Origin of the sequence: Sphingopyxis sp. USTB-05 (genome assembly GCF_023822045.1) — a bacterium.
Taxonomy (GTDB): domain Bacteria; phylum Pseudomonadota; class Alphaproteobacteria; order Sphingomonadales; family Sphingomonadaceae; genus Sphingopyxis.
Map to the genome: position 1 here is coordinate 3,167,768 of NZ_CP084712.1, position 12,842 is coordinate 3,180,609.

General features: G+C 63.7%; 14 protein-coding genes. 6 read left to right on the forward strand and 8 right to left on the reverse strand.

The window, feature by feature from the left end; translation table 11 throughout:
- Positions 1-41: 41 nt before the first annotated feature.
- The gene (locus KEC45_RS14705) at positions 42-719 is read right to left on the reverse strand and encodes a cyclic nucleotide-binding domain-containing protein (RefSeq protein ID WP_062177375.1); all 678 of its coding nucleotides are present in this window, start codon (positions 717-719) and stop codon (positions 42-44) included.
- Positions 720-972: 253 nt separating this feature from the next.
- On the opposite strand from KEC45_RS14705, the gene KEC45_RS14710 reads away from it, so the two are divergent.
- Positions 973-2,346: a class II 3-deoxy-7-phosphoheptulonate synthase gene (locus tag KEC45_RS14710; RefSeq protein ID WP_062177372.1), complete on the forward strand. Its 1,374-nt coding sequence runs from the start codon at positions 973-975 to the stop codon at positions 2,344-2,346.
- 59 nt (positions 2,347-2,405) lie between these two features.
- On the opposite strand, the gene KEC45_RS14715 is transcribed toward KEC45_RS14710, so the two are convergent.
- Positions 2,406-3,908, reverse strand: a complete 1,503-nt coding sequence (locus KEC45_RS14715; RefSeq protein ID WP_238586545.1) for a M28 family peptidase — start codon at positions 3,906-3,908, stop codon at positions 2,406-2,408.
- Between the two features lie 67 nt (positions 3,909-3,975).
- Complete coding sequence (locus KEC45_RS14720) at positions 3,976-4,788, reverse strand: CoA ester lyase (RefSeq protein ID WP_062177368.1); 813 nt, start codon at positions 4,786-4,788, stop codon at positions 3,976-3,978.
- Positions 4,789-4,871: 83 nt separating this feature from the next.
- Here KEC45_RS14720 and KEC45_RS14725 point away from each other — a divergent pair, with 83 nt between their 5' ends.
- Positions 4,872-5,786, forward strand: coding sequence for an SPFH domain-containing protein (locus KEC45_RS14725; protein ID WP_062177365.1), 915 nt, complete (start codon positions 4,872-4,874; stop codon positions 5,784-5,786).
- Position 5,787: 1 nt separating this feature from the next.
- Positions 5,788-6,234: an NfeD family protein gene (locus KEC45_RS14730; protein ID WP_062177362.1), complete on the forward strand. Its 447-nt coding sequence runs from the start codon at positions 5,788-5,790 to the stop codon at positions 6,232-6,234.
- Here KEC45_RS14730 and KEC45_RS14735 read toward each other — a convergent pair.
- The 3 genes from KEC45_RS14735 to KEC45_RS14745 form a co-directional block, all read right to left on the reverse strand.
- Positions 6,231-6,761: a GNAT family N-acetyltransferase gene (locus KEC45_RS14735; protein WP_062177347.1), complete on the reverse strand. Its 531-nt coding sequence runs from the start codon at positions 6,759-6,761 to the stop codon at positions 6,231-6,233. The two genes, KEC45_RS14730 and KEC45_RS14735, sit on opposite strands and share 4 nt — an antisense overlap.
- Before the next feature lie 31 nt (positions 6,762-6,792).
- Entirely contained in the window at positions 6,793-7,353 is a 561-nt protein-coding gene (locus tag KEC45_RS14740) for a hypothetical protein (protein WP_062183467.1), read from the reverse strand.
- 132 nt (positions 7,354-7,485) lie between these two features.
- Positions 7,486-8,376: a metal-dependent hydrolase gene (locus KEC45_RS14745; RefSeq protein WP_062183464.1), complete on the reverse strand. Its 891-nt coding sequence runs from the start codon at positions 8,374-8,376 to the stop codon at positions 7,486-7,488.
- A 56-nt stretch (positions 8,377-8,432) separates the two neighbouring features.
- Between KEC45_RS14745 and KEC45_RS14750 the strand changes: the two genes are divergently transcribed.
- The 3 genes from KEC45_RS14750 (at position 8,433) to KEC45_RS14760 (ending at position 11,101) form a co-directional block, all read left to right on the forward strand.
- A complete protein-coding gene (locus KEC45_RS14750; protein ID WP_062177344.1) occupies positions 8,433-9,047 on the forward strand; it encodes a TetR/AcrR family transcriptional regulator in 615 nt (204 codons plus the stop codon).
- A gap of 168 nt (positions 9,048-9,215) precedes the next feature.
- A complete protein-coding gene (gene obgE, locus KEC45_RS14755; RefSeq protein ID WP_062177342.1) occupies positions 9,216-10,256 on the forward strand; it encodes a GTPase ObgE in 1,041 nt (346 codons plus the stop codon).
- 50 nt (positions 10,257-10,306) lie between these two features.
- A complete protein-coding gene (locus KEC45_RS14760; RefSeq protein WP_062177339.1) occupies positions 10,307-11,101 on the forward strand; it encodes a MipA/OmpV family protein in 795 nt (264 codons plus the stop codon).
- 39 nt (positions 11,102-11,140) lie between these two features.
- Here KEC45_RS14760 and KEC45_RS14765 read toward each other — a convergent pair whose 3' ends face one another.
- Together KEC45_RS14765 and KEC45_RS14770 are read right to left on the reverse strand one after the other, a co-directional pair.
- The gene (locus KEC45_RS14765; RefSeq protein WP_062177337.1) at positions 11,141-12,028 is read right to left on the reverse strand and encodes an OmpA family protein; all 888 of its coding nucleotides are present in this window, start codon (positions 12,026-12,028) and stop codon (positions 11,141-11,143) included.
- A 245-nt stretch (positions 12,029-12,273) separates the two neighbouring features.
- A complete protein-coding gene (locus tag KEC45_RS14770) occupies positions 12,274-12,708 on the reverse strand; it encodes a VOC family protein (RefSeq protein WP_062177335.1) in 435 nt (144 codons plus the stop codon).
- Positions 12,709-12,842 lie beyond the last annotated feature (134 nt).

The window sequence follows — 12,842 nt, forward strand, 5'->3', positions numbered from 1 at the left end:
AGGCGCCGGTTGCAGTTTCGAGGCCGAGAGAGTGAACGCGCTCAGGAAATCGACGGTCGGTCCGCGATGCGCGTGTTCGCGCTCGCCAGCTTGCCGCGCAGCGCGCGCGCGAACCCTTCGTGTAGCGCACCCGCAATCCCCGGGTTCGCCGCCAGATAGGCGCGCAGCGCCGCCGCGGGCACGAACCACAGGCGGGCGTTGGTGCCCAGCAGCACCGTCCCCGTCGCATGGGTGCCGTCGAGGACGGTCGCTTCGCCGATCAGCGCGCCGTCCGAAAGCTTTCCGATCTCGACCCCGTCGCGCAGGATCGTGGCCTTGCCCTCCGCCAGATAGAAGAGGCTGGGCGCCGCCTGATTTTCGCGGATCAGCACCTCGCCGCGCCTTGCCGATATCCAGTTTCCCTGGTCGATCAGGTCGCGCGCGACCATCGCGCCAAGCCCCGGAAAATGCTGCCTGCGCAATTCTTCTTCCTCGGCGGTGAAGCGGATATTCGCCCCGCCGAGCCATAACCGCGCCAATATACCGATATTGATCGCTAGGATGGCGAGTACCAGCAGGCCGTAACCGACGTCGCCTCCCCTGAACAATGTCAGCGGCAGCGCCACCAGCGCCGCCGCGGCAAGGCCGATGCGCGCATATTCGATCCTCACGACAAGGCTTGTCGCGAGCAACAGGAGCAGCACCCCATATACGAACCACGCGGATTCGAAATTCGCCATTGCTAGTCGCTCGCATCCCGACCCGCCGCCGGGCCACCGGGTGTATGACGTTGCCGATCGCAAAAAGCCTTGGCCGCAGACCCCTCCACATCCAAAGCACGTAACAAACTAACCGTTTTTGCCGCTCAAGAAAAGCATAGGTGCGCAAATGTCACGATAATGCTAATTTTCGGGTTTGATCGTGCCGGAAACATTGCTTCCGCGCGACATAGGCGCCATGTGGCGCTCGATTCGAACGCGAAAAGACAGGCATATGACGAAAAACTGGCAACCGCATAGCTGGCGCTCGCACGAAGCCCGCCAGCTTCCCACCTATCGCGACGCCGATGCGCTGGCGGCCGCCGAGCGTGAGCTCAGCAATTATCCGCCGCTGGTCTTTGCCGGCGAAGCGCGCGACCTGACCGCCGAACTCGGCCGCGTGGCCGAGGGCAAGGCGTTCCTGTTGCAGGGCGGCGATTGCGCCGAAAGCTTTGCCGAATTCCATCCGAACAATATCCGCGACACCTTCCGCGTGCTGCTTCAGATGGCGGTCGTGCTGACCTTTGCGTCGAAAATGCCCGTGGTGAAGCTCGGCCGCATGGCGGGTCAGTTCGCCAAGCCGCGCTCGGCCGACATGGAAGATATCGGCGGCATCGAGTTGCCGAGCTATCGCGGCGACATCATCAACGACATCGCGTTCGAGGAAGCGGGCCGCGAGCCCGACCCGCAGCGCATGGTGAAGGCGTACAACCAGTCGGCGGCCACGCTGAACCTGCTGCGCGCCTTTGCCAATGGCGGCTATGCCAATCTGCACCAGGTCAACGCCTGGACGCACGATTTCATGGACCGCAGCCCGTGGGCGAAAAAATATCAGGAAACCGCCGCGCGCATTTCCGAAGCGCTCGCCTTCATGGAAGCGTGCGGCGTCACGCCGGAAACCGTGCCGCAGATTAAGGGCACCAGCTTCTACACCAGCCACGAAGCCTTGTTACTTCCTTATGAGCAAGCACTGACCCGTCAGGACAGCCTGACCGGCGGCTGGTACGATACGTCGGGCCACTTCCTGTGGGTAGGCGACCGCACCCGCTTTGAAGGTTCGGCGCACATCGAATATTTGCGCGGTATCGGCAATCCGGTCGGCATGAAGTGCGGCCCGAGCCTCGAGCCCGACGCGCTGCTGCGCCTGCTCGATACGCTTAACCCGAACCATGTCGCCGGACGCATGACGCTGATCACGCGTTATGGCCACGACAAGATCGAAGCGCATCTGCCCAAGCTGGTACGCGCGGTGAAGGAATCGGGTCACCCGGTCGTCTGGTCGTGCGACCCGATGCACGGCAATGTGATCAAGACGCCCAACGGCTATAAGACGCGGCCGTTCGATCGCATCCTCGCCGAAGTGCGCGGCTTCTTTGCCGTGCACCGCGCCGAGGGCACGCATGGCGGCGGCATCCATATCGAAATGACCGGCCAGAATGTCACCGAATGCACCGGCGGCGCGATGGATGTCACGCAGATGGATCTTGCCGACCGCTATCACACGCATTGCGATCCGCGCCTGAACGCCGGTCAGAGCCTCGAGCTGGCATTCCTGCTGGCCGAAATGCTCAATCAGGAAATGGCGGATCGCGCCAAGCAAGCGGCGTAAAACCAACTTTGTCATTGCGACCCCGGCGAAAGCCGGGGTCGCAATGACAATCTAAGAAATTACTTACCCGGCCACTGCTTCGTATCGGCGAACGCCCGGCCCAGCGCGACATGCAGATCGGCATCCTCCGCCGCACCGCCAAGCGGGATCTTGTCCGAGAAATTGTCGGCGGCACTGTGATAGTCGCTGCCAAGAAAAGCTTCGAGCAGCTTCATGTCCGAGAAGCTGCCGCCGACCATCAGCGACGTCACGCCCTTTGCACCCAGCGCCCAGCCGTCCTGCCGCTGGATGAAGGCATCGGCCTCGCCATCCTCGTCGAGCTTGCGGCCGAGCTTCGTCGCGGTCTCGCGCACAACAGCGTCATAGGCGGGCTTGCCGCGTCCGATCGTCGCCACCGGGGTGCCGCGCGGGGAGATGGCGATCGTATCGATGTTGAGCGCGACCGTGATGTCGGACAGCGGCACGACCGGATGATCGGCAAAATAATGTGCGCCAAGCAGACCCTTTTCCTCTGCTGTCGTCGCCATGAAATAGATGTCGCGGTCGGGGCGAGCGCCCGAACCCAGGCGCTTTGCCACCTCGATCAGCACCGCGATACCGCTCGCATTGTCGACCGCGCCGTTACAGATACGATCAGCGGCGCCTTCGGGCTCGCAAATGCCGAGGTGGTCCCAGTGCCCCAGAAACAGGATCGCCTTACCATCGGGCTTGGCGCCGGGAAGCTTTGCGATGATATTGTTGCTGGCAAAGGCTCGTGAGGTCGATTGCGCCTTCATGCTGGCGGTCACCGGCAGCGCCGCGCCCTTATAGTCAGGCGATTTCGCCGCCTCTCGCAGTCCATCGCCATCCTGCCCTGCCTTTTTCAGCAAGGCATCAGCCGCCTCGATCGACAGGAAGCCGCTGATCGGTGCGCCCGGCTTGGCGCTCGCGAGCCGTACCGACTTGGCGCCCGCGCTTTCGCGCAGTTCCGTCCACGGCACCGCATCGGTCGCGATCACCAGCACCGCCGAGGCACCCGCATCGGCAAGCATCTGGCGCCGCTCGCGATAGCGCGGCAGCTTGTCGCCGAAGGGCGCATTGTCGAACAGCATGATCGCGAGCTTGCCCTTGACGTCGGTATTGACCTTGCCCGCGCCATCGAGGCCATAGCCGACGAAGACGGCGGGAAGATCGTCAAAGGAGGCCGACGCATCGCGGCTGCTCAGGATAATCCCGTCATTCCCCAGCGCGAAGTCGCGGCCGTTGACCTTGAATTTCGCAGAGCCGCCAAGCGCCTGCGTTTCGACGAAGGGTACCGGCTGGAGCCAGGGTGTCGCGCTGCCCGGAACAGCTTCGAGCCCGGCCTTCGCCCATTCGCCGACGATATAGGCGATCGTGCGATCTTCTCCCTCGGTTCCCGGCGCACGGCCTTCGAACGCATCGCTCGCGAGGACCTTGATATGGTCGGCAAGCTCGGCCTCGGTAATCGGGGCGTCGCCCTTGGCGGGCGCGGCCGAGCAGGCGGGAGCGAAAGCGGCAAGGGCGATGGCCGCGACGGCGGCGTGGAAACGGGTGGTTTTCATGGCGCCGCCGCATGGCATTTCCGCCGCGGCGCGGCAAGGCGCGTTCGTCGAAAGACGAACGGCGGCGTCAACCCCGCCCCGCGCGCTCCAGCAATGCCTTGGCCGCTGCAACATGCATATCCTCGATCATCCGCCCATCATGCCGCTGCGCCCCGCCCGTTGCCGCCGCGACCAGCGCTTCTGCGGCGGCGACCTCGCGTTCGGAGGGCGCGAACGCCATGTTGCACGGATCGACCTGCAACGGATGGATCAGAGTCTTGCCGTCGAAACCGAACCGTCGGCCCTCAGCCACCTCGGCGGCGAAACCTGCGGCATCGTCGATCGCATTATAAACGCCGTCGAAACACCATACGCCGCCGGCGCGCGCCGCCAGCACGATCGTCTGGATCGCGTGGCTCATCGCGCCGCGGTCCATTCCGTCGGGCAGTTTGAGTTCGTGCGCGAGATCGTTGAGCCCACCGATCAACCCCGTCACCACCCGGTCGGCCGCGATATCTCGCGCCGCATAGATCGCAGCGGGCGTCTCGATCATGGCAAAGACCGGCAGGCCCATGTCGCGGAGCGGGTCGAGGTCGGCTGGCACGTCGACTTTCGGCAGCACGACCGCATCGAGTGCAAGACCATAGAGCGCCGCAATATCGGCCTCCTGCTCATAGGCGCCGGTGGCGTTGACGCGCACCGCGACGCGCTTGCCGGGATATCCGGCCTCGACCGCGCGGCGCATCGCATCGCGTGCCTCGATCTTGCGGTCCGCCGGCACCGCGTCCTCGAGGTCGATGATCAGCATGTCGGCGGCGAGCGCGTGCGCCTTTTCGAGCGCGCGTGCGTTCGAACCGGGGACATAGAGCAGCGAGCGCGGCGGATAGTCACTTGGGGTCATGCGCTTTTCTGTGGCGCAAGGCGGCCATTGCCGCAATAAGGAAGCGGGTTTGCAAAGTCGCAATTTTGCAGAGGGGATGATCGATGGAATTTGCGCTTGCACTGGTGGTTTTGGCTCTTGTGTTCCTGATCTGGGCGCTCACGCCCGTTCGTCAGGGCTATGCCTATACGATCGAACGCTTCGGCCGCTACACGCACACCGCGCAGCCTGGGCTCAACTTCATCATGCCGATCTTCGACCGTGTCGGGCGCAAAGTGAACATGATGGAGCAGGTGCTCGACATCCCGGGCCAGGAAATCATCACCAAGGACAATGCGATGGTCGCGGTCGACGGCGTCGTCTTCTTCCAGGTGCTCGACGCCGCGCGCGCCGCCTATGAGGTGAGCGACCTCTATCTCGCGATCATGAACCTTACGACCACGAACCTTCGCACCGTGATGGGTTCGATGGACCTCGACGAAACGCTGTCGAAGCGCGACGAGATCAACACCCGGCTACTCCACGTCGTCGACGACGCAACGACCCCATGGGGTGTCAAGATCACGCGCGTCGAGATCAAGGACATCCGCCCGCCCGCCGATATCTCGAACGCGATGGCACGGCAGATGAAGGCCGAGCGTGAAAAGCGCGCAAACATCCTCGAAGCCGAAGGCATGCGCGCCTCCGAAATCCTCCGCGCCGAGGGCGAGAAGCAGGGCCAGATCCTGCAGGCAGAGGGCCGCCGCGAAGCCGCTTTCCGCGACGCCGAAGCGCGCGAACGCGAAGCCGAGGCCGAAGCGAAGGCGACGCAGATGGTGTCCGACGCAATCGCCAGCGGCAATGCGCAGGCGATCAACTATTTCATCGCGCAGAAATATGTCGAGGCGGTAAGCCAGTTCGCAACCAGCCCGAATGCTAAGACGATCCTCTTCCCCGTCGAAGCAACGCAGCTCATCGGCACGCTCGGAGGGATCGGCGAACTCGCCAGGGATGCGCTCGAACGCAAGACGGGAGCCTGACATGCCCGACTGGCTGACGAATATGGAACCGCACTGGGCGTGGCTTTCGCTCGGCGTGCTGCTCGCCGCCGCCGAGATCGTCGCGCCGGGCTTTTTCCTCATCTGGGTCGGCGCCGCGGCGGTCGTCACCGGCGTCGTCGCCTGGATCGTCCCGCTCAGCATCCCGCTCCAGCTCGGCATCTTCGCCATATTGTCGTTCGTCGCGCTCTACGGCGGGCGCCGCTGGTTGAAGGCGAACCCGATCACGACGACCGACCCGCACCTCAACCAGCGCGGTGGCCGCCTGATCGGCGAAGTGCTGACGGTGACCAAGGCGATCGAGGACGGCCGCGGCCGGGCCAAGGTCGGCGACGGCGAATGGCCGGTGCGCGGGCCCGACGTTGCCGAAGGCGCGAAGGTGCGCGTTGTCAGCGCCGACGGCGGCGTGCTGGTGGTCGAGGTGGCCTAGCCGCCCTTCGACCGCGAATAGATTGCGACGACATGGCCTAGCGCATCGCTCTCGCCGATCCGGCGGAAACCGAGCTTCGCCGACACGCGCTCGGACGCGTCATTGCCCGGATCGATGATGCAGCGCACCTCGGCCTCATCCAGATGTTCGTCGGCCCAGCCTAGCGCCGCGCGCATCGCCTCGGTCGCATAGCCCGCGCCCCAATGGTCGGCGTCGAACGCCCATCCCGCTTCGGGAACCCCCTCCAGCTCGGGGATGCCGCGGCAAAAATAGCTTAGGCCGCCCATTCCGACCAGCGCGTCGCTCGCCCGGTCGGCGAACACCCAATAGCCAAAGCCCATCACCGGCCACAGCCCCGCCGAGCTCAGGAACTTGCCCCAGCTGACGTCGGGTGCGCGCGGTTCACCGCCGATGAAGCGCGTGACGCGTTCGTCGGCCCACATCGCGATATGGACGTCCTTGTCGGACAGGCGCCCCGGGCGCAGGCGCAAACGGTCGGTTTCGATGACGGGAGGCGATGTATACATCGCCCCGATGTGCCGAACCGGCGCGGGCCGGTCAATCCGGGTTCAGATAATGGTCGAACAGGTCGTGCAGCACGGCCTTGCCGTCGACCTGCTGCTTCGCGCGCATCACGCCGAGAGTGTCGACGCGCGTCAGCACGTCCACATGACGAAGCACGCCATGATATTGCGGCCGGTCGTTGAAATCGTGGAACAGGAAGATACAGTCGGGCTTGCAGTGGATGATCGACTGCAACAGGCAGGCGACACGAAAGCGGCCGTCGATAAACACCGCATCGGGGCTGCCGCCCATGACGCGCCAGATATGCGTGTGATAGCGCGGCCAGTCGCGCAGCCGGTTTTCATCGACCGGATAACCCCATTCGCCCACGGGTCCGATGTCGACATGAACGGGGGTAAATTCCACCGCCTCGCGGGAGACCTCGGTGTGAACCCTGGTCAGCCAGTCGGTATCGCTGTCGACGCTGACGATGCGCTGCACCTGCCGCGCCGCCACCACGGTACTGCCGCCGCACCCGAATTCGAGCAAGGAAGCCAGCCCAGCGAGCTGCAGTTCGAACTGCACGACCTCGGCCGCGGTCATATGTGGTTGCATGGTCCCCTCCACCGGTCGGAGGATATGGGAGGACGAACGCCGCGTCCAGCCTGCGTTGCCGGTCATGCCCGCGAAAGCGCGATCCAAAGGAGGGGAGAGAGAAACCGTCCCGGATCGCGCTTTCGCAGGGGGTCAGGCTGCCGCGGCAGCCAGTTCGGGTTTAGACGAATGCGCCGGCATGATCGCGTCGGCATAGTCGCTTTCATATTTCTGGATCAGCGACCGGTCGTCATGATTCCACGGGTGGAAGCCAGGCATGAAATAGGAAAGCCAAGGGAAGAAGCTCTTGCGCAACACGCCGGGCGTGCCGAGCAGATACCACCAGATGCGCGCCGTGACGCGCCAGCCGGTGAGGCCGTCCTGCCTAAGCAGCGCCTTCATCCCCTTCACGCGCTTCGGCCAGAAGCGAGTGGTGACAAGGATCATCATCAGCGATTTCGCACGCCAGCGCCGGAAACGGCTCCAGTCCTTCGTCGCGTGAAGCCAGGTGTCGTAGGCGACACCCTTATGCTCGATTTCCTCGATCGCGTGCCATTTCCATAAGCTGGCCCACTCGGGCTCGGCGCCCGCATACATCTTGTCCTCGCGCAGCATCACCGCCGCCATCATGGCGGTATAATGTTCGAGCGCGATCGTCGCCATCAGGTTGACGATCTGCGGCCGCGTCTTGATGAGGTCGAGGACCTGGTTCACATCGGCTTCGAGTTCCGACAGGTCGTACCCCGCTTCCGCTGCCTTCTTGTTAAAGACGACATGCTCGCGGCTGTGGATCACTTCCTGCTGGGTAAAGGCCCGGATTTCGCGTGCCAGCTTGTCGGGCACACCATCGCGGTGCGCCTTCACCGCCTCGATGAACATCGCCTCGCCGCGCGGAAAAGTTACCGACAGCGCGGTGTGGAATGCCGAGGCGATCGGGTCGCCGTTCAGCCACCAGCGGCCCTGCCGATCGTCACGGCCAAAGCGCATGTCGCGCGGAGTGATCGACAGATCGGCGGGCGTCGGCGACTGGGAAATGCTGGACATATGGCTCATACCGTCGAAAAGGGGAGACGGGCCAGCAATAGGGTTTACTTACACACATGTCAATAGTGAAGAAGCGTTTGAGTCCCGAGGAAAGCCGTTCGGCGGCGCTCGAGGCTGCACGCCAGATTTTGGTCGAAACGGGGCCTGCGGCGGTGACGCTGAAGGCCGTCGCGGCGCGGATCGACCGCACCCACGCGAACCTGCTCCATCATTTCGGTAGCGCCGCGGGGCTGCAAAAGGCCCTAGCCGCCTATCAGGCCGAAACCGTATGCGCGACGATCGGCAAGAAAATGGCCGAATCGGCGCCCGGCGACCGTAATGTGCGCGAGATCGTCGACCTCGCCTTCGACGCCTTCAATGAGGGCGGCGCGGGCGCTCTCGCGACATGGATGGCGGCGACGGGCAATGATGATGCGCTCGACCCGATCGTCGATGCGATCCACCGGCTGATCGACGGCATGGCGCCCGATGCGCATGAAAAGAGGCTGATGCATGAGGATACGCTTGCACTGGTGCTCATGGCGCTCGGCGATGCGCAGCTTGGCGGGCCGATGGCCGAGGCACTCGATCTGCCGCGCGACACCTCGCGCGTGCTGGCGACCGAGCTCATCACGGGGCGGATCGCAAAGTTCTGGGCCGAGCATGGCGGCAAGCCTGGCGCTGAGGGGTAGCATTTTCGTCTTTTAGGCGTTAGGAGCCGCAGCAATCCCTTCATTCCGTTTGCATCGAGCGAAGTCGAGATGCCCATCGGCCTTGCGCCATTTCGATGGGTGTCTCGACTTCGCTCGACACGAACGGAACTTGATGTGCAGTCAAGTTTACGCCCTAAAGGCCTCGCCATGCATTTCCTCGACCAAGCCAAGATCTTCATCAAATCCGGCGACGGCGGCCCTGGTGCCGTGTCGTTCCGGCGCGAGAAATATGTCGAATATGGCGGCCCCGACGGCGGCAACGGCGGCAAGGGCGGCGATATAGTCTTCGAAGCCGTCGCCGGCCTCAATACGCTGATCGATTTTCGCTATACCCAGCATTTCAAGGCGAAGCGCGGCACCCCCGGCGCAGGCCGCGACCGCACCGGCGCAGGCGGCCCCGATCTCGTCATCCAGGTGCCGATTGGCACCCAGATCCTCGACGATGATGAGGATCGCAGCCTGCTTGCCGACCTGACGAAAGAAGGCGAACGCGTTCATTTCCTGCGCGGCGGCGACGGCGGGCGCGGCAATGCAAGCTACAAGACGTCGACCAACCGCGCACCGCGTCAGCACGGGCCGGGCTGGCCAGGCGAGGAACTGTGGGTGTGGCTGCGGCTGAAGCTCCTTGCCGATGCCGGTCTCGTCGGGCTGCCCAATGCGGGCAAGTCGACCTTCATCAACGGCGTCACCAACGCGCAGGCCAAGGTCGGTGCCTATGCCTTCACCACGCTCCGCCCGCAGCTCGGTGTCGTCAGCCACAAGGGGCATGAGTTCGTGATCGCCGACATTCCCGGGCTGATCGAGGGCGCTGCCGAAGGCGCCGGCGTTGGCGACCGCTTCCTCGGCCATATCGAACGCTGTCGCGTATTACTGCACCTCGTCGATGCAAACGACACGGACGTCGCGACAAGCTATCGCATCGTGCGCGACGAACTCGAAGCCTATGGCGCCGACCTGATCGACAAGCCGGTCATCGTGGCGCTCAATAAGATCGACACGCTCGACGACGAATTGGTCGCCGCGCTTTCGGCCGAGCTCGCCGAAGAAAGCGGCCACCCCGTGATGGCTCTCTCGGGCGCGAGCGGCGCGGGCGTACCTGCGGTACTCGACAAGCTGCTTGAAGCGATCGGTCACCCCGAACCGGGCGAGGACGAAAGCGACGAAGCCGCCGGCTGGTCGCCGGTCTAGGAACGAAACAATGCCGCTGTGAATTTCATGCGGAACAACAAGGATTTCGCATGACCGATCGCAGCAAGTTTCCCGCCCTGTTCCTCACTGCACTCGCACTGGCAGCCATGCCGGCGCACGCACAGGAGGGCGATGGCGGCGGAGAAAAGCGCACGCGTATCATCCTCGGACCGCAGCTTTCGCCGTCATGGCCCGGCGCGGACAAGTTCAGTGTCGGCCCCTATATCGACGTCTCGCGTACCCGCGACGCCGAATTTGCGTTCGAGGCGCCCGACGAGAGCTTCGGTTCGCCACTGGTCCGTTCGGGCAATTTCGCCTTTGGTCCGGCGTTCGGCTTCATCGGCAAGCGCAAGGCATCCGACATCGGCGCCGATCTGCCCAAGGTTGGCCTGTCGGTCGAGGCCGGCGCGTTCGGTCAGGTCCATTTGACCCCCGAACTCCGCCTCCGTCTCGAAGGGCGCAAGGGGCTGAGCGGCCACAAGGGCTGGACCGGCGAAATCAGCGCCGACTATGTCGCGCGGCAGGGCGACGACTGGCTCTTTTCGATCGGTCCGCGCGTGACGCTGGGCGATGCGAAATATACGCGCGCCTATTTCGGGGTCACGCCCGCTGCGGCGCTCACTTCGGGCCTGCCCGCCTATGATCCGGGTGGCGGCGTCCAGTCGGTCGGTGTGACCGCCGGCTATCACCGAATGTTTGGGAAGAATTGGGGCATCGCCGTCTATGGCCGCTACGACCGGCTTGTCGGCGACGCGGCGGACTCGCCCGTCACGCGCCAACTCGGCTCGCGCAGCCAGCCCTCCGGGGGAATCGCGCTCAGCTATACCTTCGGCGGTAACCGCTAAGTCGGTTTGCCGGGGTGGGCGCCGCCCACCCCGAACATCTTACAGACCGTCGAGGCCCTTGCTCACCAGAATATTCACCGCAACGCGGCGATTCTGGGCCTTGCCCTCGGGCGTTGTGTTATCGGCCGCCGGGTCGGCTTCGGCCATCCCGGTGGGGGTCAGCATGCGATAGGGCTTCCAGCCGCACGCCTGCTGAAGGTGATTGACGACGCGGCTGGCGCGCTTTTCGCTGAGTTCCTGGTTGAACTCCTGGCTTCCCGTCGAATCGGTGTAGCCGACGACGAGCAACAGTGCGTTGTCCATCCCGTTCGCCTGATTGGCCGCGGTGCACAGATCGGCCTTCGCCTGTTCGGACAATACCGCCTTGCCGGTGTCGAAGTTCACGTTGGTCGTGCCCTTGACATTATACTGATCGATATCGCCCACGCGGCTGCGTAGCGCATCGGTCGCAGCCGTCTGTTCGGCAAAGCGCTGGTCGGTGCCCGTGCGGATCATCGACGCAGTCCGAAGATCCTTGTTCTTCAGCGAGACCTGGCTCGCCGCGAGGCCGCCGCTCCACTGAAGCGTATCGACCGTCACCGGCAGACCGTTGAGCAACGAATCTGCCGCCAGCTTGCTGCTGGCAAGACCAAGGAAACCGCCGCTGCCCTTTACGCGGGTTTCAGGAATGATCGAGAGGATCGTGTTGTTGCCATCAGCGGTCGTGACCTGAATCCGGCCTTCACTGCGCGCCGAGATAATACCTTCAACCTTGGGGCCCTTGGTCATCTCCGACGCAGGGGGAATCTGGGCAGTTACGGTCGCCATGACATCGCCACCCGACGCGTCCTGCGGTTCCTGCGACTGCGCGGCTACCCCCATTGTGGCGGTTCCTGCCAGCATGGCCAGCATCAGCAAAATTTTCGGACTCTTGGAAACGGCGCCCATATACTTCTCCTTACAAAACTGCCGCCCACGCAGGTCGGCCCGCGTATTCGCGTGGTCCGTTCTGGGACAAGATTACTCGCGGCGAAGTCGAAAGTTGCGCAGACTATCGGGCGCACGGCACGGACGGCCGATAAGGCCGTGTGTCAAAAGCGTAATTTTTTCGCCTGGAAATTTACGTAGGGATAAATTCCACGGCATTTGCTGGCTGGCAGTCGTCATTTTTCCAGGAGAAGTCTATGTTGCCGTCACCCTTCGAAACGAATTTTCACCGACGGCGCACTCCGATCATGCGCGCCATGATAGACCGCCTCGATATTATTGCCGTCGGGGTCGAGCAGGAAGGCGGCGTAATAGCCGGGATGATAGGGCCGCTCGCCTGGCGCGCCATTGTCGCGGCCCCCCGCACCGAGGCCCGCCTTGTGAAAATTGTCGACCGCGGCGCGGTCCGCCGCCTGAAACGCCAGATGATGCCGGCCGGTCAGTTGACCCAGCGCCGCCTGACTGTCTTTCGTCGATACGAATAACTCGTCCGCCCAGAAATAGTCCTCGGCCTCCCCGCCGATCGGTACACCCAGAACTTCGAAGATCGCACCGTAAAAGGCGCGGCTGGACTTCAGATCGGCGACCACCAGTTGAAGGTGGTCGATCAACCGGCCGCGGTGCAGCAATTGCGTTTCCATCGAGGTCTCCACTCGCGCCCGCACCGCATGTGGAAAACCACTCCGTCGGGCGATAGTTCCCCCGACACTCTCTGCCGTCGATTGATCGCAGGCTTGCGCCGATGAGAATTACAATATATTGCGCAATATATTGT